The sequence below is a fragment of the Duganella sp. GW821-FHT01E12 genome, assembly GCF_059422325.1.
Genome location: NZ_JBWKWR010000005.1, coordinates 64,576 through 87,753, shown reverse-complemented (window position 1 = coordinate 87,753; position 23,178 = coordinate 64,576). Strand labels below are relative to the sequence as shown.

The 23,178-nt window shown below is 65.9% G+C and carries 11 protein-coding genes; 9 read left to right on the top strand and 2 right to left on the bottom strand.

The window, feature by feature from the left end:
* Positions 1-70 precede the first annotated feature (70 nt).
* The 5 genes from AC07WS_RS16160 to AC07WS_RS16140 all read left to right on the top strand — a co-directional run bounded on the left by AC07WS_RS16160 (position 71) and on the right by AC07WS_RS16140 (position 11,098).
* The gene (locus AC07WS_RS16160) at positions 71-4,264 is read left to right on the top strand and encodes a YhdP family protein (protein ID WP_494730077.1); all 4,194 of its coding nucleotides are present in this window, start codon (positions 71-73) and stop codon (positions 4,262-4,264) included.
* 23 nt (positions 4,265-4,287) lie between these two features.
* The gene (locus tag AC07WS_RS16155; RefSeq protein ID WP_494730076.1) at positions 4,288-5,085 is read left to right on the top strand and encodes a carbon-nitrogen hydrolase family protein; all 798 of its coding nucleotides are present in this window, start codon (positions 4,288-4,290) and stop codon (positions 5,083-5,085) included.
* 30 nt (positions 5,086-5,115) lie between these two features.
* The gene (tldD, locus tag AC07WS_RS16150; protein ID WP_494730075.1) at positions 5,116-6,576 is read left to right on the top strand and encodes a metalloprotease TldD; all 1,461 of its coding nucleotides are present in this window, start codon (positions 5,116-5,118) and stop codon (positions 6,574-6,576) included.
* 252 nt (positions 6,577-6,828) lie between these two features.
* Positions 6,829-7,908: a 3-deoxy-7-phosphoheptulonate synthase AroG gene (gene aroG / locus AC07WS_RS16145; protein WP_494730074.1), complete on the top strand. Its 1,080-nt coding sequence runs from the start codon at positions 6,829-6,831 to the stop codon at positions 7,906-7,908.
* Positions 7,909-8,176: 268 nt separating this feature from the next.
* On the top strand, positions 8,177-11,098 hold the full coding sequence (locus tag AC07WS_RS16140) for a TonB-dependent receptor domain-containing protein (RefSeq protein ID WP_494730073.1): 2,922 nt from the start codon (positions 8,177-8,179) through the stop codon (positions 11,096-11,098).
* A 67-nt stretch (positions 11,099-11,165) separates the two neighbouring features.
* Here the strand turns inward: AC07WS_RS16140 and AC07WS_RS16135 are convergent, their stop codons facing one another.
* The gene (locus AC07WS_RS16135; RefSeq protein WP_494730072.1) at positions 11,166-13,835 is read right to left on the bottom strand and encodes a TonB-dependent receptor; all 2,670 of its coding nucleotides are present in this window, start codon (positions 13,833-13,835) and stop codon (positions 11,166-11,168) included.
* 438 nt (positions 13,836-14,273) lie between these two features.
* Entirely contained in the window at positions 14,274-17,099 is a 2,826-nt protein-coding gene (locus tag AC07WS_RS16130; protein WP_494730071.1) for a TonB-dependent receptor domain-containing protein, read from the bottom strand.
* Positions 17,100-17,619: 520 nt separating this feature from the next.
* Here AC07WS_RS16130 and AC07WS_RS16125 point away from each other — a divergent pair.
* The 4 genes from AC07WS_RS16125 to AC07WS_RS16110 are packed head-to-tail and all read left to right on the top strand — an operon-like array spanning position 17,620 to position 23,169.
* The gene (locus tag AC07WS_RS16125; protein ID WP_494730070.1) at positions 17,620-19,398 is read left to right on the top strand and encodes an ABC transporter substrate-binding protein; all 1,779 of its coding nucleotides are present in this window, start codon (positions 17,620-17,622) and stop codon (positions 19,396-19,398) included.
* Positions 19,399-19,400: 2 nt separating this feature from the next.
* The gene (locus AC07WS_RS16120) at positions 19,401-20,339 is read left to right on the top strand and encodes an ABC transporter permease (RefSeq protein ID WP_494730069.1); all 939 of its coding nucleotides are present in this window, start codon (positions 19,401-19,403) and stop codon (positions 20,337-20,339) included.
* Positions 20,336-21,442, top strand: a complete 1,107-nt coding sequence (locus AC07WS_RS16115) for an ABC transporter permease (protein WP_494730068.1) — start codon at positions 20,336-20,338, stop codon at positions 21,440-21,442. The genes AC07WS_RS16120 and AC07WS_RS16115 overlap by 4 nt, the downstream gene beginning before the upstream one ends.
* Entirely contained in the window at positions 21,442-23,169 is a 1,728-nt protein-coding gene (locus AC07WS_RS16110) for an ABC transporter ATP-binding protein (RefSeq protein ID WP_494730067.1), read from the top strand. The genes AC07WS_RS16115 and AC07WS_RS16110 overlap by 1 nt, the downstream gene beginning before the upstream one ends.
* Positions 23,170-23,178: the final 9 nt, after the last annotated feature.

The following is a 23,178-nucleotide window of genomic DNA, read 5'->3' as shown; positions in this document are numbered from 1 at the left end:
TGCAGGCATAAAAGCTTGAAACCGAGTTTAGCGATTTATTTGACGCATGGCCTGATTTATTAGCTTATTGATGCAAAAACCAGAAGAGGAGACTGTGACAGGCGAGGGCCCTTTGGCTGCGCGCTGGCACCGGCTGCGTGCCGCCTATCGTTTCTGCAACCTGGCCACCCATCACGTGCTCGGCTTCACGCTGAAGCTGTTCCTGCTGCTGTATTTCGCCTTCGCCATCCTGTTCCTGACGCTGCGCTACGCGGTGCTGCCGAATATCGACCATTACAAGGGCGACATCGAACGCGTCGCCAGCAACGCGGTGGGCAATCCCGTCACCATTTCCCGCATCTACGCTTCCTGGCACGGCCTGCGTCCCAGCCTGTTCCTGGGCGACGTGGTGCTGCACGACCAGCTGGGCAAGCAGGCGCTGGCCCTGCCGAGCGTGTCGGCCACGGTCTCGTGGTGGAGCGTGCTGGCCGGCGCCGTGCGCTTCGAATCGCTGGAGCTGGTGCGTCCCGAGCTGGACGTGCGGCGCGAGGCGGACGGCCGCCTGTATGTGGCCGGCATCTACATCGACCTGCACAAGCCGAGCGACGGCCGGGGCGCCGACTGGCTGCTGTCGCAGCGCGAGATCGTCATCCGCGAGGGCCGCCTGCGCTGGACCGACCTGCAGCGCAACGCGCCGCCGCTGGCGCTGGAAGGCGTCAACATCGCGCTGCGCAACCAGTGGCTGCACCACCAGCTGGCGCTGAAGGCGACCCCGCCGGCCGCGCTGGCCGCGCCGCTCGACCTGCGGGCCGACTTCACCCATCCGGCCTTCGGCGCGCGCGTGTCCAACGTGTCGATGTGGAAGGGCGAGGTGTACGCCGACATCCGCGACACCGACCTGCCGGCCTGGAAGCCGTGGCTGGACTTCCCGTTCGAACTGAACAGCGGCGGCGGTTCGCTGCGCGCCTGGATAGGCATCGACCAGTCGCGCCTGACCTCGTTCACCGCCGACGTCGGCCTGCGCGACGTCTCCGCCGTGCTGGGCAAGGACCTGCCGCTGCTGGACCTGCGCCAGCTGACCGGCCGCATGGCCGCGCGCGAAGACATCCCGGCCACCGCGCCGCTGGTGCGCAAGGGCGGCGAGCGGCCGCGCTTCGGCGCGCTGGGCCACAGCATCGAGCTGAGCAACCTGACCTTGACCACCAGCGACGGCCTGGTGATGGCGCCCACCTCGCTGTCCGAGCATTACGCGCCGGCCGCCGGCGCCAAGCCGGAGCGCTATGAGATCCGTGCCCGCCAGCTGGACCTGCAGACCATGGCCGGCCTGGCCGAGCGATTGCCGCTGACCGAGCACCAGCGCAAGCTGCTGGCCGACTTCGCGCCGCGCGGCCTGCTGCAGAATTTTTCCGCCGAATGGCAGGGCGCCTTCCCGGCCCTGCAGACCTACCGCCTCAAGGGCGACCTGGTCGGGCTGGGCCTGAAGCCGCAGCCGCCGCGCCTGGCGCAGCCCAAGACCGCCAAGTCGCCGGCCATCGCCGGCATGCCCGCCATCCCCGGCTTCGACAACCTGAGCGGCGCCATCGACGCCACCGAGAAGGGCGGCAGCTTCAGCCTGGCCTCGCAGCAGCTGGTGCTGCAGATGCCGGACTATTTCGCCGAACCGTCGATGCCGTTCGACCACCTGAACCTGAAGGCGCGCTGGTCGTTCGAGCCGGACAACCAGCTGCTGTTCCAGATCGACAGCATGGACTTCCTGCAGCAGGGCCTGAGCGGCACGCTGCAGGGCTCGCACCGGATACCGCTGGGCGGCAAGGGCGTCGGCAACGTCGACCTGACCGGCACCCTGAACGGCTTCCAGCTCGACCGCATCGACAACTACCTGCCGATGCAGACCCCGCACGACCTGCGCGCCTGGCTGACTGGCGCGCTCGAAGGCGGCGTGGCCAGCGACGTCACGCTGCGCCTGCGCGGCGACCTGTCGCATTTCCCCTTCCACGGCGACAGCGCCGCCGACAAGGCGCGCGGCGAGTTCCGCGTGGCCGGCAAGCTGACCGAGGGCAAGCTCAATTATTCGCCTAGCCACTTCCTGCACGACGGCAAGGAATTGGGCAGGGACGGCAAGCCGCTGCCGCTGTGGCCGCAGGCCGAGCACATCAAGGGCAGCTTCGTGTTCGACCGCGCCCGCATGGAAATCCGCGGCGACACCGCCACCACCGGCGGCGTCGCGCTGTCGAGCGTGAAGGCGGTGATCCCCGACCTGATGATCCACGATTCGATGCTGGAAATCGACGGCAACGCCGCCGGGCCGATGCAGGAGTTCCTCAAGTACGTGGCCGTCAGCCCGGTGCTGGAATGGATCTCGCACTTCACCGACGAAACCCAGGCCAGCGGCAACGCCAAGCTGGCGCTGAGCCTGCGCCTGCCGCTGTCGCACCTGATCGACGCCAAGGTGCAGGGCGCGCTGCAACTGATGAACAACGACATCACGCTGATGAACGACCTGCCGCCGGTGCTGGCCTCGCAGGGCAAGATCGAGTTCAACGAGCACGGCGTCAACCTGAACCAGCTGTCGGGCGCCTTCCTGGGCGGGCCGGTCAGCATCACCGGCGGCAGCCAGAAGGACAACGCCATCGTCGTCAAGCTGGGCGGCATGATGACGGCCGACGGCTTCCGCAAGACCTATCCGATGCCGGCCATGCAGCGCCTGGCCAGCCACTTCTCGGGCGCCACGCGCTACAGCGGCACGGTCACGGCGCGCGACCACCAGGTGGTGGTGGCGGTCGACTCCACCTTGAGCGGCCTCGGCATCGACTTGCCGGCGCCGGTCAGGAAGGCCGCGCCGGAGGCGATGCCGGTGCGCTTCGTGCTGGCCAGCGCGCTCACGCCGGACGCCGCCGGCGCCATCCACGACGACATGCGCATCGGCCTGGGCAACAACATCTCGGCGCGCTACCAGCGCCAAAAGTTCGGCAAGGCGCCGTGGAAGCTGGTGCGCGGCGGCATCGGCATCAACACGCCGGCGCCCGAGCCCGACAGCGGCATGGCCTTCAACATCAGCCTGCGCGCCCTGAACGTCGACGCGTGGCTGGACTTCGGCAACGAGGTCGCCGGCAAGGCCGACGCCGCGCCGTCCTCCGCCGACGGCGCCGACATCGCCCAGTACGTGATGCCGGACACCATCGCCGCGCGCGCCAGCGAACTGGTGATCGGCGACCGCAAGCTGGAGAACGTGGTGCTCGGCGTCAGCCGCCAGAAGACCGTGTGGCAGGCCAGCGTCGATTCCACCCAGGCCAACGGCTACGTGACGTGGAGCGAGCCGTCCATCGGCCAGGGCCTGGGCAAGGTGACGGCGCGCCTGTCGTCGCTGGTGATCCAGGACTCGGCCTCGAAGGACGTGCAGGATCTGCTGGACGGCAAGAGCGCGGCCGCCACCATCCCGGCGCTGGACGTGGTGGTCGAGCGCTTTGAATTGTTCAACAAGCCGCTGGGCCGGCTGGAACTGCAGGCGAGCAATGCGCAATTGCAGAACGCCCGCGAATGGCGCATCGGCAAGCTGGCGCTGGCCAACCCGGACGGCGAGCTCAAGGGCACCGGCAAGTGGGTCACCAAGGACGGCGTGCACACCACCAGCCTGAACTTCAATCTCGACATCGCCGACGCCGGCAAGCTGCTGGACCGCTTCGGCTTCGCCGGCACGCTGAAGAACGGCAAGGGCACGCTCAACGGCGACATCGCCTGGAAGGGCCTGCCGTATTCGCTCGACCTGCCCAGCCTGTCCGGCGACATCAAGCTGAACGTGGAGAAGGGCCAGTTCCTCAAGCAGGACCCGGGCGCCGCCAAGCTGCTCGGCGTGCTCAGCCTGCAAGCGCTGCCGCGCCTGCTCAAGCTGGACTTCCACGACGTCTTCTCGGAGGGGCTGGCGTTCGACGGCATCACCGCCAACGCCGCCATCAACCGCGGCATCGCCAAGACCGACAACCTGAAGATGCACGGCGTGGCCGCCACCGTGCTGATGGACGGCAGCGCCGACATCGCCAACGAGACGACCAACCTGCACGTGGTGGTGATCCCCGAGGTGAACCTGGGCACGGCGCCGCTGGTGTACGCGCTGGCGGTCAATCCGGTGATCGGCCTGGGCAGCTTCCTGGCGCAGCTGTTCCTGAGTGCGCCGGTGATGAAGGCCTTGACCTATCATATGCAGGTCACCGGGCCGTGGAAGGCGCCGGTGGTGACCAAGCTCGACGCATCCAAAGTGGAAGCGCCTGCCGCCAAGGGCATGCATTGATCAACTCGTTGAACGGGACCACGATGAACACAGTCGCCGCAGTACAAATGATTTCCTCGCCGTCCGTGACGGACAATATCGCCACCGCGCGCCGCCTGGTCACCCAGGCCGCCGAGGCCGGCGCCACGCTGGTGCTGCTGCCGGAATACTGGGCCATCATGGGCCTGAGCGACAGCGACAAGGTGGCCGTGGCCGAGCCGCTGGGCCAGGGGACCATCCAGGACTTCATGTCCGCGCTGGCCAGGGAGCTGGAAATCTGGCTGATCGGCGGCACCCTGCCGCTGGCCTCAGGCGATCCGGAAAAAGTCATCAACACCACGCTGGTCTACAACCCGCAGGGCGAGCACGTGGGCCGCTACGACAAGATCCACCTGTTCGGCTTCAGCAAGGGCACGGAGTCGTACGACGAAGCCAAGACCATCGTGCCGGGCAAGCATGTCGGCGTGTTCGAGGCGCCGTTCGGCAAGGTCGGCATGTCGGTCTGCTATGACCTGCGCTTCCCCGAGCTGTACCGCGCCATGGGGCCGGTGGCGCTGATCGTCGTGCCGGCCGCGTTCACCTACACCACCGGCCACGCGCACTGGGAAATCCTGCTGCGCGCGCGCGCCATCGAGAACCAGTGCTATGTGCTGGCGGCGGCGCAGGGCGGCAACCATGCTAACGGGCGCCGCACCTGGGGCCACAGCATGCTGATCGACCCCTGGGGCGCGGTCAAGGCCGTGCTGGCCGAGGGCGAGGGCGTGGTCCACGGCGACATCGACCTGATGTTCATGGACAGCGTGCGCCAGAGCCTGCCGGCGCTCAAGCACCGGACCATGTAAAATTGCACCACACTCTTAGAAGACACCATCATGAAGCCATTTGAACCGAATCTGTCCACCCTTGCCGTGGCGCGCGACATCCTGCTGACGCCGTTCGGACTGGACGAAGCCAAGCTGCTCAAGACGCTGGGCTCGATGTTCACGCACAAGGTCGACTACGCCGACCTGTATTTCCAGTTCACCAAGAACGAGGGCTGGAGCCTGGAAGAGGGCATCGTCAAGACCGGCAGTTTCTCGATCGACCAGGGCGTCGGCGTGCGCGCCGTGTCGGGCGACAAGACCGCCTTCGCCTACTCGGACGACATCTCCGAAGCGGCCCTGATGGACGCGGCCTCGGCCACGCGCACCATCGCCCGCGCCGGCGCCGGCAAGATCAAGGTGGCCGGCGCCATGACGCCGACCGGCGGCCGCTCGCTGTACCTGCCCAACGATCCGCTGGCCTCGCTGGACGCGACCGCCAAGGTCAAGCTGCTCGAGCGCGTTGAAAAAATGGCGCGCGCCAGGGATCCGCGCGTGGTGCAGGTGATGGCCAGCCTGGCCGGCGAATACGACGTGGTGCTGGTGGTGCGCAGCGACGGCGTGCTGGCGGCCGACATCCGCCCGCTGGTGCGCGTGTCGCTGACGGTGATCGTCGAGCAGAACGGCCGGCGCGAGATGGGCTCGTCCGGCGGCGGCGGCCGCTACGACTACGGCTACTTCAGCGACGCGCTGCTGGAGCAGTACGCGGCCGACGCCGTCAGCTCGGCGGTGGTCAACCTGGACGCGCGTCCGGCCCCGGCCGGCCCGATGACCGTCGTGCTGGGACCGGGCTGGCCCGGCATCCTGCTGCACGAGGCGATCGGCCACGGCCTGGAGGGCGACTTCAACCGCAAGGGTTCGTCGACCTTCTCCGGCCGCATCGGCGAGCGCGTGGCGGCCAAGGGCGTGACGGTGGTGGACGACGGCACGCTGGCCGACCGCCGCGGCTCGCTCAACATCGACGACGAGGGCAACCCGACCCAGTGCACCACGCTGATCGAGGACGGCATCCTGAAGGGCTACATCCAGGACACCATGAACGCGCGCCTGATGAAGATGCCGGTGACCGGCAACGCCCGGCGCGAATCGTTCGCCCACCTGCCGATGCCGCGCATGACCAACACCTACATGCTGGGCGGCGACAAGGACCCGGCGGAAATCCTGGCCTCGGTCAAGAACGGCCTGTACGCGGTCAACTTCGGCGGCGGCCAGGTCGACATCACCAACGGCAAGTTCGTGTTCTCGGCCAGCGAGGCCTACATGATCGAGGACGGCAAGGTGACCTACCCGGTCAAGGGCGCCACCTTGATCGGCAACGGTCCCGAGGTGCTCAACCGCGTTTCCATGATCGGCAACGACATGCGGCTGGACCCGGGCGTGGGCGTGTGCGGCAAGGAGGGCCAGAGCGTGCCGGTGGGCGTTGGCCAGCCGACCCTGCGCATCGACGGCGTGACCGTCGGCGGCACGGCCTGATAAATTGCTTGCCAACCCGAGAACAATAGCGTTATAGTGGTTTAAACACCACACGGAAACCCGTTCATGACCCGCTTCTTCTTTACCGGCCATTTTTACTTTAGCAATTCCAGCCCCAAGGCGGTGGAGTAGCGGCCGGTACACGTAGAAGCAAAAACGAGTTCCTGCAAATTCCTGAAAAACCGCCTTCCGAGGCGGTTTTTTTTTGACGTTTTTTTTGAACTTTCACCCTTAGATCAATTGGAGAACAGCATGCCCCGTACCGATGATTTGCGCATCCGCGAAATGAAGGAATTGACGCCGCCGTCCCACCTGATACGCGAATTCGCATGCACCGAACAAGCCGAGCAGACCGCGGCCGACGCCCGCGTCGCGCTGCACCGCATCCTGCACGGCCAGGACGACCGCCTGATGGTGGTGATCGGCCCGTGCTCGATCCACGATCCGAAGGCGGCGATGGAATACGCGCGCCGCCTGGTGGTGCTGCGGCGCGAACTGGCGGCCGATCTGGAGATCGTCATGCGGGTCTACTTCGAGAAGCCGCGCACCACGGTCGGCTGGAAGGGCATGATCAACGACCCGTACATGGACAGCAGCTTCCGCATCAACGACGGCCTGCGCATGGCGCGCCAGCTGCTGCGCGACATCAACGAGCTGGGCCTGCCGGCCGGCACCGAATACCTGGACGTGATCAGCCCGCAATACATCGCCGATCTGATCAGCTGGGGCGCGATCGGCGCCCGCACCACCGAATCGCAGGTGCACCGCGAGCTGGCCTCCGGCCTGTCGTGCCCGGTCGGCTTCAAGAACGGCACCGACGGCAACGTCCGCATCGCGGTCGAGGCGATCAAGGCCGCCTCGCAGCCGCACCACTTCCTGTCGGTGACCAAGGGCGGCCACTCGGCCATCGTCTCCACCAACGGCAACGAGGATTGCCACATCATCCTGCGCGGCGGCAAAACACCCAACTACGACGCGGCCAGCGTCGACGAGGCCTGCAAGGCCATCGCGGCCCAGGGCCTGGCGGCGCGCCTGATGATCGACGCCTCGCACGCCAACAGCTCGAAGAAGCCGGAGAACCAGGTGCCGGTGTGCGCCGACATCGGCCGCCAGGTGGCCGGCGGCGACAGCCGCATCGTCGGCGTGATGGTGGAATCGCACCTGGTGGCGGGCCGCCAGGACCTGGTGCCGGGCAAGGAACTGACCTACGGCCAGTCGGTCACCGACGGTTGCATCGATTGGGACAGCAGCGTGCAAGTGCTGCAGGATCTGGCCGCCGCCGTGCGCCAGCGCCGCCTTGCCACCCAGGCAGCAGAGGCTGCCTCCAAGTAACGTAGCGCCGGCGCTACACCAAGGGCCCCAATGGTGATATGGGGCCCTTGGTTTTTGCGCCGGGCTTGCAATACTGTTGTAAGAACACCGAACACTGTACGAGTTCGATTGACCTTGCTTTCCTCGCATGCTTTTATGTAAAGCATGGGTGGTGTCCCGGAACACCTTCCTACGTTAGCTCACCAGTCCAATGCAAGCGTGCGACCTGTTGCCATTCCGGCAGCGGGCGTTGGATCGGTGCATCCAAAAATAACAGCGGAGGTTAGTCATGATGCGAGAAACAGTGTTGGCGCGTTCGATGCGTCGGATGTACTCGGGCGGCGCCCTGGCCGGCCTGGGCTTGCTGGCCTTGCCGGCGATGGCGCAGGAGGCGCCGGCCGGCGGCCAGTCCGCGCAGCCGATCCAGCGGGTCGAGATCACCGGCTCGGCGATCAAGCGCATCGCCAAGGAGGGCGCGCTGCCGGTGCAGGTGCTCACCAGCGCCGACATCAAGCAGAGCGGCGCCACCTCGGCCACCGACCTGATCCAGATGCTGCCGTCGATGCAGGGCTTCGTGCCCTCGTCCAGCTCGGTCAACGGCGGCGGCGCCGGCGTCACCACGGCCGCGCTGCACTCGCTGCCGTCCAAGTACACGCTGGTGCTGCTGGACGGCCAGCGCGTCGCCCCCAGCCTGCTGGGCACCGGGCAGGGCGGCGGCTACGCCGTCAACATCGAGAGCATTCCGCTGGAGGCGGTGGAGCGGGTCGAGATCCTCGGCGACGGCGCCTCCGCGCTGTACGGCTCGGACGCGATCGCCGGCGTGGTCAACTTCATCCTGAAAAAGAACATGACCAAGGGCGAGGCCTATGCCACCTACGGCCAGCCGAGCAAGTCAGGCGGGCGCTGGTCCAGCGCCGGCCTGACCAAGGGCTGGGGCGATCTCGACACCGACAAGTTCAACCTCCTGTTCTCGTACAGCCACGACGAGCAGCAGCGCCTGACGGCCCTGCAGCGCAGCTTCTCGGCGCCGGGCGCCTTCTTCAAGTTCAACAGCGGCGGCAAGCAGTACTACTTCGACCAGCGCACCGGCAACACCGAACCGGCCAACATCACCTTCAATGTGCGCCCGCGCGGCTCGGCCGACACGGTCGAGACCACCGGCGTGGCGATCAATCCCTACCTGGCGGCCAAGGGCAATTGCGGCGGCCCGCTGGCCGGGCCGCTGGACACGCAATGCCGCTTCAACTACGGCGCCACCGTCGAGGACGTGCCCGGCTCGCGGCGCGACAGCGGCCTGCTCAAAGGCACCTGGCAGCTCAACGGCGACACCAGGCTGTGGGGCGAGCTGGTGCTGTCGAGCTATTCGATGACCGCGCAATACGCGCCGTCCGCGCAGCCGATGGGCGTGAACTCCAGCGACCGCTTCCCGCAGCTGTACGCGCGCTACATCCAGCCCTACCTGGACGCCAACAACCTGGAGAACCCGACCGGCGACGGCACGCTGGGCTACCGCTCGGTGCTGATCGGCGGCCGCACCGACGAGTACGTCACCGACGCCCGCCACTTCGCGCTCGGCATCGACGGCAACGCCTGGGGCTGGACCTACAACGCCAGCCTGATCCTCTCCGAGAGCAAGATCAAGGACAAGGCCGCCGGCGGTTATTCGGACTTCGACCAGCTCAACGCGCTGGTCGCCTCCGGCGCCTACGATCCGGTGATGGGCACCGGCGCCGACCAGCTGCGCGGCGCGCTGGTCAACGGCACCGTCTTCTCGACCAACACCTCCAAGCTGAACACGCTGCACGCGGGCGCGCAGCACGACCTGTTCGAACTGCCGGGCGGCACCTCCATCGTCTCGCTGGGCGGCGACTATTCCAAGACCCGCTACCAGATCGCCTACCACCCGACCATCCTGGCCAACTCCGGCTATGCGACCCAGCCGGCCTCGGCCGACTACCCGGTGGGCGGCAACTACGGCCAGGTGCCGTTCGACGCCCGCCGCGACAACTGGGGCATGTACGCCGAGGTGCTGCTGCCGCTGGCCAAGACCTTCGAGGCCACCGTCTCCGGCCGCTACGACAGCTACGACAAGACCCGCAGCGACTACATCTTCGCCAAGCTGGCCGACGCCAGCGGCCTGCGTCCGCAGCTGCCGTCGGGCGAGGTGGGCAACTCGTTCAGCGCCGGCACCTACAAGGTCAGCGCGCGCTGGACCCCGGTCGAGACGGTGCTGCTGCGCGCCGCCTACGGCACCGGCTTCAAGACGCCCAACATCAGCGACATCGCCGGCGCGCCGACCTTCTCCGGCAGCACCGCCGGCAGCTATGCCTGCCCGTTCCCCGGCTCGCCCGGCTGCCTGGTCGGCCAGGCGCAGTACGACCTGCTGACCGGCCCGAACGGCGCCAGCGGCAGCGAGGGCCTGCAGCCGGAAAAATCCAAGCAGTGGACCCTGGGCGGGCGCGTCGAGGCGCTGCGCGGCCTGTCGCTGGGCCTGGACCTGTGGAATGTGCAGATCCGCAACCAGGTGCTGTCGGCCGGCGTGCCGGAGCAGGTCGGCTTCGCCAATCCGCAGCAGTACCAGCGCCTGTTCGTCAATCCCTATCCCGACCCGGCCGGCTACACCACCATCGGCTACATCCAGGCGCCGATCAACGGCGGCGTGGCCAACTACCGCGGCGTGGACTGGGACTTCAGCTACCGCAACAAGTCGCCGTTCGGCGACTGGAAGGCGGCCTGGACCGGCACGTATATGATCAAGCAGAACTACACCACCATCGCCGGCGGCGACATCCAGTCCGACCTCGGCCGCTTCGGGCCGGACAACGCGGTGGTGTTCCGCGTGCAGAGCAACCTGGCGCTGAGCCTGACCAACGGCAAGCTGACCAACACGCTGACGGCGCACTACAAGTCGGGCTACCACGACCAGGCCTATCCGGTCGACACCGCCATCTTCGCGGTCAACCCGGACGGCAGCGTGGGCGATTCGCTGGCCTTCGGCGGCCTGTGGACGCCGTCGTACACCACCTTCGACTGGCAGGGCAAGTATGACTTCGGCCGCTTCACGCTGACGGCCGGCATCAAGAACTTGTTCGACCGCAATCCGCCGCTGACCCTGCAGAACGCCGGCGGCGGCAACCAGCTCGGCTACGACGGCCGCTACACCGATCCGGCCGGGCGCGCGTTCTACCTGACCGGCAACTACAAGTTCTGAGCGCCAAAAAAAATGGCGATGCGCGGCCGGAGCCGGGCATCGCCATCGGGCGAGGTACTAAGCTAGCTTAGAAGGTGTAGCTGGCGCGGGCGTACAGGGCGCGGCCGACCGGGTCGGTATAGCGCGGATCGTAACCCTTCTGGAACAGCGTACCCTGGTTCGAGAACGGCGGTTCCTTGTCCAGCAGGTTCTTCACGCCGGCGGTCAGGCTCACGCCCTTGAAGCCGGTGTAGGTGCCCGACAGGTTCCACAGCGAATACGAGGGCACGTTGTTGAGGAACTTCGGCGCCAGGTCCAGGTTCTGGTCGGTGTAGCCGGACTTGTACGATTGCGCCAGCGTCGCGCTCCAGTTGCCCAGGCGCCAGTTCAGCGCGGCGTTGTGCTTCCAGCGGAAGACCGGGTTGTTGGCGGCGTAGCGTCCGACGTTCTGGATGAACGGGCCGTCGCGCTCGTCCTGGTACTCGTACTTGTGGACATAGGTGCCGTCCACGGTCAGCGTGAAATTGCCGTAGTCGGAGGTGCCGGAACGCAGCGTCAGGCTCATGTCGACGCCGTCGGTGTTGACCTTGCCCAGGTTTTCCTTCAGGTCAAGGATGGCGTACGGCGAGCCGTCGGGATTGCGCAGGAAGCGCTCCTTGTACTTGGCGTAGTCGCCGTAGATGGCTTCTTCCGGCAGCGCGTTGATCTTGTCCTTGAGCTTGATGTTCCAGTAGTCCAGGGCCAGCGTCGCCTGCGGGATGGGCTCGAGCACGATGCCCATCGAGAAGGTCTTGGATTTTTCCGGGCTCAGGTTAGCATTGCCGCCCTGCAGCTTGAACTGCTGCAGGTCGCAGTCGCGCAGCGGATTGGCGATCGGATTGGACGACAGCACGCCGCCTGGGCACAGGATAGGATCGTTGTACGAGTTGTTGGTGTCGTTCTTCGAGCGCGGCGCGTTCTTCTCGAACAGCGTCGGCGCGCGGAAACCGGTCGAGGCCGAACCGCGCAACAGCACCTGCTTGGTCGGCTGGTAGCGCACGCCCAGTTTCGGGTTGGTGGTGCTGCCGACGTCGCTGTAGTTGTCGTAGCGGGCCGCGAACTGCACTTCCAGGTCCTTGATCAGCGGCATATTCAGTTCGCCGAAGATGGCCTTGATGGTGCGGTCGCCCGAGGTCGACTGCGAACCGGACAGGCCGGAGCTGGCGGCCTGGCCGGCGATGTCGCGGTTGACGAAGAAGTCCGCCTCTTCGCGGCGCAGTTCGGCGCCCACGGCGACCGCCATCTTGCCGCCGGCCAGGTCCATCAGCTCGCGGCTGGCCTTGGCGTCGATGCCGGTGTTGCGGGTCTTGCCGTTCTGGACCTGGCCGCGCAGCGCGGTGCTTTCCAGATAGGTCTTGCCGGTCGCGTCCTGCGGCCCGAACGGGTTCAGGATGCCGTTGCGCACGCCGGCGGCGAAACTGTCGTCACGCACATAGCCGCCGGTGAAGTACTCGGCTGAGCGGCTCTCCGACAGCGTGAAGCCGGCCTTGTAGTCCCAGTCCTTGTACAGGCCCTCGGCCGCGATGCTCAGGCGGTCGGCCGCGCCCTTGGAATTGATGGTGCGCTGGCCCGCTTCGGTCGGACGCCAGTTGACCGACAGCGGGTCGCCGGACAGGCCGGGCATGGCCGGCACGCCGCCCGAGTTGCCCGGATAGTATTTGCTCGACTTCGGCAGGATCAGGCCGGTCTGCGGCGGCGGCGCCGTGTGCGAGATCACATCGTTTTCCGCGTGCAGGTATTCGATCGACGCCTGGTGGTCGTTGTTGATCTTAAAGGTGGCCTTGCCGAAGAAGGCGGTCTGCTTTTGCTCCGGCAGGTCGTCGATCATGCGGGTGTAGTCTTCGCGGCAGGTGCCGTTGCTGGCGCGCGGCACCGACAGCGGCGCGTCGCAACCCTTGGCGAAGCCGGGGTTGCCGGTGGCGCCCGAGGTCGGATCGAAGTAGTTGCCGGGATAGGTGGTGCCCGAGGTCAGGTTCAAGCCGCGCTCGGGAATGATGCCGGTCTTGGAAAAGTCGCGCTGCTGCGAGGTCAGGATGTCGAGCTTGTGGTAGTCGAACACGCCGAACACATTGAAGCCGTCGGCGTCCAGGTCGCCGTAGCCGGTCGACAGGTTGACGCGCTTTTCATCCGCGCCGCTCTTGCGTGGCGCGACTCCTTCGGCCGTGATGGTGGTGGTCTTGACCGAGCGCTTGGTGATGAAGTTGATCACGCCGCCGATGGCGTCGGTGCCGTAGATCGCCGAGGCGCCGTCGCGCAGCACTTCGACGCGCTCCAGGGCCGACACCGGAATGATGTTCAGGTCGACGCTGGCGCCGTCATACGGGTGGTTGGCGATGCGGCGGCCGTTGAGCAGCACCAGGGTCTTGTCGCCGCCCAGGCCGCGCAAGTCGGCGCTGGCCTGGCCGCCGGTCGGCAGGCCGCTGCTGTTGCCGCCGACCACGTTGCCGGAGCTGAAGCTGGAGCTGTTCGACGGAATCCGGTCCAGCACTTCCTGGGCCGTGGTCAAGCCTTGCTTGACGAAGTCGTCCGATTTGAACACGGTCAGCGGGTTGGCCGTTTCCGATACCAGGCGCTTGATCGACGATCCGGTCACTTCGACGCGCTGCATAGGCTGGTCGGTGGTTTGGGCTTGCGCCAGTGGCGCGATCAGGCCCAGGCCCAGCAATCCGCCGGCGCATACCAGACGCACGGAGCGCGCCAATACTGTTTCAACCATCATTATTTCTCTCTCCCGAATAAGTGCAGAATAAGTGCAGGTTTTAGGTCTTTTGCAAAGAACCAAGTGTTCTTCGCTTCTTCATAAGAGCATCCGTCCGTCTTTACTGTCAACGAGCAAACATTTATGAATGAATAAAATTGCCCTGTCACGACGCGGATCTGCGACGCCCCAAAATGGGGCGAAAAAACGCTCTAATTCGGTGCGAAACGCTTCTCAGTACACAAAACATTGTTTAAATAGCTAAAAGAAGGGAAAGTATGGTGCGGGCGTAGCCGGCGTGCAACACGCTGGTGCGCGGGGAGGAGGGTAACTCTGCTGCGGCGGGACGAGCGGCCGTTACATTAATGCGACAGTCGGGAGCGCTTAAACGCAGAAAGCCCCGTCTTCCGAAAAAGACGGGGCTGGAAGATCGTCAGCGTTCAGCCGACGACCGGGGGCTTAGAACTTGTAGGAACCGACCAGGTAGAACTGGCGGCCCAGCGCGTCGGCGTAACGGCCGTCGTAACCGGCCTGGTTGCCGCCACCGGCGTTGCGGATGGTGAACGGCGGCGCGATATCAAACAGGTTCTTGATACCGGCGGTCAGCGTGAACTTCTTGCTGAACCCGATCTTGCTCTGCCAGTCGAAGGTGGTGTACGACGATACCTGGCGCTTGAACGGCACGGTGGCGCCCTGGGTGCCGTCGGCGTTGAGCACGTTGACCACGCTGTCGTCCGCGGTGTACACCTGGTCGGTGTAGCCCGAGTGGTAGTTGGCGGTCAGCGCGTGGGTGTAGCGGTCGTTCACGCGCAGCGACGCGGTCAGCTTCGAGATCCAGCGGAAGGTCACGTCCGAGTAGGAGTTGAAGCGGCCGATGTTCTTCTCGACGCCGCTTTCAGGGGTTTCCTGCTCAGCCTTGGTCATGAAGGTACCGGTCCACTGCACGTTCAGCTTGCCGAACGGGGTGGCGGTCTTGTAGGTGTGATCCCAGTCGATACCCTGGTAGTGCGAGCTGGCCAGGTTGAACGGGGTCAGCGCCGCGACCAGCACGTTCTGCTTCTGGATCGGGTCGAAGTAGGTGCGCAGCAGGCTGTCGTAGACCTTCGGGCTGCCGAACACGGTGTCTTCCGACAGGGTCTGGATCTGGTTGGTCAGCTTGACGTCCCACAGGTCGAAGCCGATCGACAGGCTAGGCATCGGCTCCAGGCGGAAGCCGGCGGTGAACTGCTTGGATTCCTCAGGCTTGAGCGAGCCGGCGCCGGTCGCGCCGTTACCGCCGGTCAGCAGGCCGTATTCCGACGAACCCGGGTTGCACAGCGGGAAGCGTGGATCGCTAGGCGCGGTGATCGGGCAGGCGTGGAACTGCGACGAACCGCCGTTGACCAGTGGCTTGACGATGTTGGTCAGCGTCGGCGCCTTGAAGCCGGTGCCGTAGGAACCGCGGATCAGCAGCGACTCGACCGGATTCCAGCGCAGCGCCAGCTTGTAGGTGGCCTTGCTGGCGCTCTCGCCCTGCTTGCCCGGAGCGATCAGGTTGCCCGCGGTGTCGAAGTTCTTGTCGTTGGTCACGGCGCTGAAATCGTCGTAACGGGTCGACGCGGTCAGGTCCATGTTCTTCAGCACCGGCAGCAGCAGCTCGGCGTACGCGCCCCAGTTCTTGCGGGTGGCGTCGATCGGCAGCGCGCCGGCGCCGCCGCCGACGATGGCGTCGGTGAAGTCAGGCTGCTGCTTGTTCTGGCCTTGCGAGTAGGCGTCCGGGGCTTCGGTGTAGTGCTGCTTGGTGTAGTCGCCGCCAACGGCCAGCTGGGCCACGCCGGCCGGCATCTTGAACAGCTCGGTCGAACCGCTGACTTGCAGCACGTCGATCTTCGACTTGGTTTCGCTCAGCATATTGTGCAGCACGGCCGGGGCCAGCACGCTTTGCGAGGTGCCCGACGGCGCGAACGGATCGAACTTGCCGGAGTTGACCAGCGCGTCGAAGGCGTTCAGGCTCATGTAGCCGCCGGCGGCCGTGTCCTTCTGGGTGTTTTCCGAATGGGTGAAGGCGGCGCGGTAGTCGAAGCCCTTGAACGAGCCGTCGACACCGAAGGCCAAGTGGCGGGCCTCGGTCTTGTATTCGTCGGCGCGGCCGCCGGCATCGACCAGGCGCAGGTTCATCTTGGCGCTGGTGACCGATGCCGGATCGATGCCTAGGCGGGCCAGGTAAGGCAGGATGGATTTATTGTACAGCGCGCTGCCGACTGGGATGCCCAGCGGTTGCGCCGGCGGCGCGTATTGCGCGGTGTTGCTGAACGACGAACCCAGCGCTTCGGCGAAGAAGGTGGTGTCGTTGTTGATCTTGTAGTTCAGCGAGCCGAACACGGAATCGCGTTTCAGGCCTGGCGTGTCCTGCACGGTGGCGGCGTAGTCGAACAGGCAGCGCTTGCCGACGTTGAACAGGTTGGGGCCGTTGCACTTGCCGGTTTCCAGGAAGTTCGGGCCGAACGCCTTGCTGGTGGGGGTGCCGGTGGCGTCCTTATAGCTGACGGTGGCGTTGCCCGGAATCGAGTTCGAGCTCAGCTGGTACAGATTGTATTGCTTGCCGTTGTCCATGAACGGGATCACGCCGCTCTTGGAGAAGTCGCGGTCCTTGGCGTACAGCGCGCGGCTTTCGTCGTGCGCGGCCGACACCAGGATGTTGAAGCCATCCTTGTCCAGATCGCCCCAGCCCTTGGAGATCGAAACGTTGGAGCTCTGGCCGCCGCTGCTCTTCGGCGTGTTGAACGTGCCTTCGATGATGGTGTCGGTCTGGTTTTTCTTCAGGATGAAGTTGACCACGCCGGCGATCGCGTCCGAGCCGTACAGGGTGTTGGCGCCGTCGGTCAGGATCTCGACGCGCTCGACGGCCGCCAGCGGAATGCTGGCCAGGTTGACGGTGGAGCCGGAAGTGGCGGGCGCCAGGCGGCGGCCGTTCAGCAGCACCAGGGTGTAGCCTTCGCCGATGGCGTGGATCGACGCGGTCTGGATACCGCCGCCGCCGCCGTTGACCGACATCGAGGAGGTGGTGAAACCTTGCATCGAAGGCAGGGTCGCGATCAGGTCGGCCACGCTGCTGGCGCCGCTCTGCTCGATCTGCAGCTTGGACAGGGTCTGGACCGGCAACGCGCCTTCGGCGGAGATGCGCTTGATGCTGGAGCCGGTGATCTCTACGCGCTGGATCGGTGCGTCCGGCGCGGTCTGTGCCACAGCCGCTTGCATGCCGAGCGCCAGGCCACTGGCGCAGATCAGGCGTACTGAGCGGGACAATACAGTTTCAACCATCATTATTTTTTGCTCCCAATTGAAAACGATAAACACAAGGGTGTGATTTGTTTTTTTGATCGGCGGTGCGTTGCCGTTTGAAAAAAACGCCAACGTTTTTTTCATCCGGTCATCAGATCACTTGGCGACATTTACTGTCAACGGACAAACTTTCAAAGCGATAGCTAAACGCTATTCTTTACGCCATTGCAACAATGTGCCAAAAATGCCCGTAAAAACGCTCTAATTTGGTGCGCCCCGCAAAAAAACTGCCAGTAACATTGATTTACTATCAAAAAAGAAGGGAAAATATTGTGAATCCGTCGGTTGGCCGCAACAAGTTGGTGCAATGCAATTTTATGAACCTGTCTTCATATTGAAACGCGGCGTTACATTTATGCGACAAGCCACCCGCGTCCGCTTGCCGCTCTGCAATACCACCTTAGTTAATAGCTATTAAGAGCACTTTCCGGCGGCGGAAGTTTTGTTGTATTGTTCCTGCACTACCAGCGGCCAGAGGAAGTCTATGCAGTGCATCAAATTCGCCGCCACCGTGGCTGCCGCGTGCTGGGCGCTGGCGGCGTGGGCGGCGCCGCCGGTCAAAACCCTGCGCTACATCCTGCCGGCCGCCGAGGCCAGCTTCGATCCGGCGCTGGGGCGGGATCTGTACACCGGCCACATCACCGAAGCGATCTTCGAAACCCTGTACACCTACGATTACCTGGCGCGCCCGGTCAAGCTGGCGCCGGAGACCGCGGCCGCCTTGCCGGAAGTGTCGGCCGACGGCCGCACCTGGCTGATCCGCCTGAAGCACGGCGTCCACTTCACGCCCGATCCGGCGTTCGGCGGCAAACCGCGCGAGCTGACCGTGGCCGACTATGTGTACTCGTGGAAGCGGCTGTTCGACCCCAGGCTGGCCTCGCCCAACAGCTGGCTGCTGGAGGGCAAGGTGGTTGGTCTGGACGCGCTGGCCGAGCGGGCCAAACATACCGGCCATTTCGACTACGACGCCGACGTGCCAGGCCTGGAACAGATCGACCGCTACACGCTGCGCATCCACCTGACCCACACCGACTTCAGCCTGGGCATGATCCTGGCCTACGAACCGCTGGCGGCGGTGGCGCGCGAGGTGGTCGAGAAATACGGCGACAGCAAGGGCGAAGTGGCGGACCATCCGGTCGGCACCGGCGTCTACCGCCTGGGCCAATGGATACGCGGCAGCCGCATCGTGCTCGAGGAAAACACCGGCCACCGCGCCGAAACCTGGGACTTCGCGCCCAGCGCCGAGGACCGTGCCGACGACGAGCGCATCGTGCGCCAGATGAAGGGCAAGAAGATCCCGCAGATCGGCCGCATCGAGATCAGCGTCCAGCTGGAGGACCAGTCGCGCTGGCTGTCCTTCACCAGCGGCGAGGCCGACCTGTTCTGGCTGGACGGCCCGCTGTCGCCCAAGGGCCTGGTGGACGGCAAGCTGCGGCCGGAGCTGGCGGCGCGCGGCATCCAGTTGTCGCGCATCGTCGATCCGGTGCTGACCTATTACTACTGGAATATGCGCGACCCGGTGGTGGGCGGCTTCAGCAAGGAGAAGATCGCCCTGCGCCGCGCCATCGCCATGGCGCACGACGTCGACGAGGAAATCCGCCTCGTGCTCAACAGCGAGGCGCGGCGGCTGGAGTTCCCCATCCCGCCCGGCGTGGACGGCCACGACCCGGATTACCAAGGCCTGCTGCGCTACGATCCGGTGCTGGCCAACCAGCTGCTGGACCGCTACGGCTACAAGAAGGGCGCGGACGGCTGGCGCACCCAGCCGGACGGCAAGCCGCTGCTGATCCGCTACACCTCGCGCAACGAGGCGGCCGGCGTGCTGATGGCCGAGCTGTGGCGCAAGACCTACAACCGGCTCGCCATCCGCATGGAAAACCAGCGCATGATCTTCAGCGACATCCAGCAGGCCGAGATGCTGTGCAAGCTGCAGACCCGCACCTACCAGTGGATGGCCGACTACCCGGACGGCGACAACTTCATGCAGCTGTTCTACGGGAAGAACATCAACCAGAACAACAACGGCTGCTACCAGGACGCGCAGTTCGACCAGTGGTACGAGGCCAGCCACGGCATGCCGCCGGGCCCGCAGCGCGACGCGCTGTACCGCAAGATGGCGCGGCTGCTGGAAGTGCAGGCGGCGGCCATGCCGGCCTATTCGCGCTACCGCAGCATGCTGGCGCAACCGGCCGTGCTGGGGTATAAGAAGCATCCCATCCTGCATCAGGAATGGAAGTACATCGATATCGAGCGCAAGGATTAGGAATGTTTGCTTACATAGTGCGGCGCCTGTGGCAGATGCTGCCGACCATGCTGGGCGTGGTGCTGCTGGTGTTCGTGCTGTTCAACTGGGTGGGCGGCGACCCGGCCTTCATCCTGGCCGGCAAGATGGCCAACGCCGACAGCATCGCCAACATCCGCCGCCAGCTGGGCGTGGACCAGCCTTACTACGTGCAGCTGTGGATCTTCGTCAAGCAGATCGCCAGCTTCGATTTCGGCCTGAGCTGGGCGACCGGCGAGCCGGTGTCGCACATCATCGCCACGCGGCTGGGGCCGTCGTTGACGGTGCTGCTGCCGCTGACGCTGCTGGAGACGCTGCTGGGCATCGCGCTGGCGCTGGGCGTCGCCTTCGTGCGCGGCTCGCTGACCGACCGCGTGGTGATGATCGCCTGCACCGTCGGCATGTCGGTCAGCATTCTGGTGTACATCATCGTGTTCCAGTACGGGCTGGCGTACAAGCTGGGCCTGTTCCCGGTGCAGGGCTGGGGCGAGAGCTTCTGGCAGAACCTGCTGCGCTACGCCACCTTGCCCATCCTGATCGGCCTGGCCGTCTCGATCGCGCCCACGCTGCGGCTGTACCGCAGCTTCGTGCTGGACGAGGTGGGCCAGGACTACGTGCGCACCGCGCGCGCCAAGGGCCTGGGCGAGCGCCGCGTGATGTGGGTGCATGTGCTGCGCAACGCCGCCATCCCCATCATCACGCACGTGATGGCCAACCTGCCGGCGCTGCTGATCGGCGCCTTCCTGCTGGAGCGCTTCTTCGGCATCCCCGGCATCGGCCGCGAGGTGATTTTGGCCGTGGAGCGCAGCGACTTCCCGGTGATCAAGGCGATCACCGTCTACGTGGCGGCGGCCACCATGGTGTTCAACCTGCTGACGGACCTGATGTACCAGGCGGTCGATCCGCGGGTGCAGCTGACATGACGGCCATCGTGCACAACACCTCGCCCGGCTTGTGGCGGCTGGCCTGGCGGCGCCTGCGCGCGGATCGCGTGGCGATGGCGTCGCTGGCCGTGGTGGCGGCCTTCCTGCTGATGCTGGCGCTGTCGGCCAGCGGCCTGATCGTGGCCGACTGGGAGCGGGAGGTCGGCGTCAATTATGCGCCGCCCGGTTTCGTCGGCGCCGCGCAGCCGGTGCAGGCAGCGCCCGCGCAGGCCGCGCAAGCCTTGCCGGACAATCCCTTCGACCCGCTGGCCGACGACATCCGCGTCTTGCGCGCGCAGCTTGCCGCCGGTGGCGCCGGCGCGGTCGACATGTATGGCGTGACCGATCCGCTGGCCGGCGATCTCGCCCAGCTGCGCGGCGCGCGGGGCGATACGGCGGCGGCCCAGGCTGGCGCTGGCCGTCTGCCGACCCTGCCGTTCGGCGCCGACAAATGGGGCCACGACATCGTCAAGAAAACCATCAAGGGCGGCGAGACCTCGATCGTGGTCGGCCTGGTGGCGGCGCTGCTGGCGGTCAGCCTGGGCACCTTGTTCGGCGCCTTGTCCGGTTACTTCGGCGGCGTGGTGGACGACTGCTTCAACTGGTTCTACAGCATCTTCACCGCCATCCCCTCGGTGCTGATGATACTGGCCGTGGCCGCCGTGCTGCAGCAGAAGGGCGTGGCCACCATCGTGCTCATCCTCGGCCTGACCGGCTGGACCGGCCCTTACCGCCTGATCCGCGCCGAGTACATCAAGCACAAGGCGCGCGAATACGTGCTGGCCGCCGACGCCATCGGCGCCTCGCACTGGCGCCGGATGTTCGTCCACATCTTCCCCAACGTCAGCCACGTCGCGCTGGTGCAGATGTCGATCCTGGTGGTGGGCTTCATCAAGGCCGAGGTCATCCTCAGCTTCCTCGGCTTCGGCGTGCCGGTCGGCGTGGTCTCGTGGGGCAGCATGCTCAACGAGGCGCAGAACGAGCTGATCCTCGGCCGCTGGTGGCAGCTGACCGCCGCCGCCATCGCCATGGCCCTGCTGGTGACGGCCTTCTCGCTGTTCACCGACGCCCTGCGCGACGCCCTCGACCCCAAGGTGAAATGATGGACGACACGCCTCTGCTGGACATCGCCAACCTGCGCATCGCCTTCCGCGCCGACCGCCACACCACGGTGGAGGCGGTCAAGGGCGTGTCGTTCCAGGTGCCGCGCAACGCCACCGTCGCGCTGGTGGGCGAATCGGGCAGCGGCAAGTCGGTCAGCTCGCTCGCCGTGATGGGGTTGCTGCCGGCGGACACCACGGTCATCGACCCCGCCAGCCGCATCCGCTTCGACGGCCGCGACCTGCTGGCGCTGTCCGCCGACCAGCGCCGCGCCCTGTGCGGCAAGGACATCGCGATGATCTTCCAGGAGCCGATGTCGTCGCTGAACCCGGTGTTCACGGTCGGCGCGCAGATCGTCGAAGTGCTGCGCCTGCACATGGGCATGAGCGCGGCCCAGGCCCGCCGCCGCGCGCTGGAGTTGCTGGACGAGGTCGGCATTCCCGATCCCGCCGCCAGGATCGACGCCTATCCGAGCCAGATGTCCGGCGGCCAGCAGCAGCGCGTGATGATCGCCATGGCCATCGCCTGCGAACCCAAGCTGCTGATCGCCGACGAGCCCACCACCGCGCTGGACGTCACAATCCAGAAACAGATCATGGAACTGATCGCGCGCCTGCAAAAGCGGCACGCGATGGCGGTGCTGTTCATCACCCACGACCTGGGGCTGGTGGCCGAGATCGCCGACCACGTGATCGTCATGCGCCACGGAGAAGTGCGTGAAGCCGGGTCCGCGCAGCAGGTGCTCGGCCAGCCGCGCGACGGCTACACCAAGGCCTTGCTGCACTGCCGGCCGTCGTTGGACGCGCGGCCCTGGCACCTGCCGGTGATCGCCGACTACCTGGCCGACATCGAACACCAGCGTTTTGCCGGCGGCGACATCGCCGAAGGGCAGGGCGTGACGCCGCTGCATCCGCTGGAGCGCCAGCGCGGCTACCGGCCGGACGACCAGCCGGTGCTGGTCGTGAACAAGCTGAGCAAGAGCTTCACCGTGCGCGAAGGCTGGTTCGGCCAGCGCGAGTTCCAGGCCGTGAAGGAGGTGTCGTTCACGCTGGCGCGCGGCAGGACGCTGGGCGTGGTCGGGGAGTCCGGCTCGGGCAAGACCACCGTCGGCCTGACCCTGCTGCGGCTGCACCGGGCCAGCGGCGGCAGCGCCATGTTCGACGGCCGCGACCTGCTGGCCATGACGCCGCGCGAATTCCATGCCTACAAGCGCCGTATCCAGATCATCTTCCAGAACCCGTACGCCTCGTTGAACCCGCGCTTCACTGTGGGGCAGATATTGCTGGAGCCGATGCGCATCCACCGCATCGGCGCCGACGACCGCGAGCGCACCGCCATCGCGCATGAGCTGCTGGAAAAAGTCGGCCTGCCGGCCGCGGCCTTCCAGCGCTATCCGCACGAATTCTCTGGCGGCCAGCGGCAGCGCATCGCCATCGCCCGCTGCCTGACGATGAAGCCGGAGATCCTGGTGTGCGACGAATCGGTGTCGGCGCTGGACGTCTCGGTGCAGGCGCAGGTGCTGAACCTGCTGCAGGACCTGCAGGACGAGTTCGGGCTGTCCTACATCTTCATCTCGCACGACCTGTCGGTGGTGAAATACATCGCCGACCAGGTGATGGTGATGCACCGTGGCGAGGTGGTCGAGCTGGCCGATTCGGACCAGCTGTACCGCAATCCCGCGCACCCCTACACGCGCGCGCTGCTGGCGGCCATACCACGGCACGGTTAAGCGTTTTTT

Bases quoted from the DNA above. Each gene is read 5' to 3' on its own strand.
- AC07WS_RS16115 (WP_494730068.1), top strand. From the start codon at position 20,336: ATGACGGCCATCGTGCACAACACCTCGCCCGGCTTGTGGCGGCTGGCC.
- AC07WS_RS16140 (WP_494730073.1), top strand. From the start codon at position 8,177: ATGATGCGAGAAACAGTGTTGGCGCGTTCGATGCGTCGGATGTACTCG.
- AC07WS_RS16160 (WP_494730077.1), top strand. From the start codon at position 71: ATGCAAAAACCAGAAGAGGAGACTGTGACAGGCGAGGGCCCTTTGGCT.
- tldD (WP_494730075.1), top strand. From the start codon at position 5,116: ATGAAGCCATTTGAACCGAATCTGTCCACCCTTGCCGTGGCGCGCGAC.
- AC07WS_RS16155 (WP_494730076.1), top strand. From the start codon at position 4,288: ATGAACACAGTCGCCGCAGTACAAATGATTTCCTCGCCGTCCGTGACG.
- AC07WS_RS16125 (WP_494730070.1), top strand. From the start codon at position 17,620: ATGCAGTGCATCAAATTCGCCGCCACCGTGGCTGCCGCGTGCTGGGCG.
- AC07WS_RS16135 (WP_494730072.1), bottom strand. From the start codon at position 13,835: ATGATGGTTGAAACAGTATTGGCGCGCTCCGTGCGTCTGGTATGCGCC.
- AC07WS_RS16110 (WP_494730067.1), top strand. From the start codon at position 21,442: ATGGACGACACGCCTCTGCTGGACATCGCCAACCTGCGCATCGCCTTC.
- aroG (WP_494730074.1), top strand. From the start codon at position 6,829: ATGCCCCGTACCGATGATTTGCGCATCCGCGAAATGAAGGAATTGACG.
- AC07WS_RS16120 (WP_494730069.1), top strand. From the start codon at position 19,401: ATGTTTGCTTACATAGTGCGGCGCCTGTGGCAGATGCTGCCGACCATG.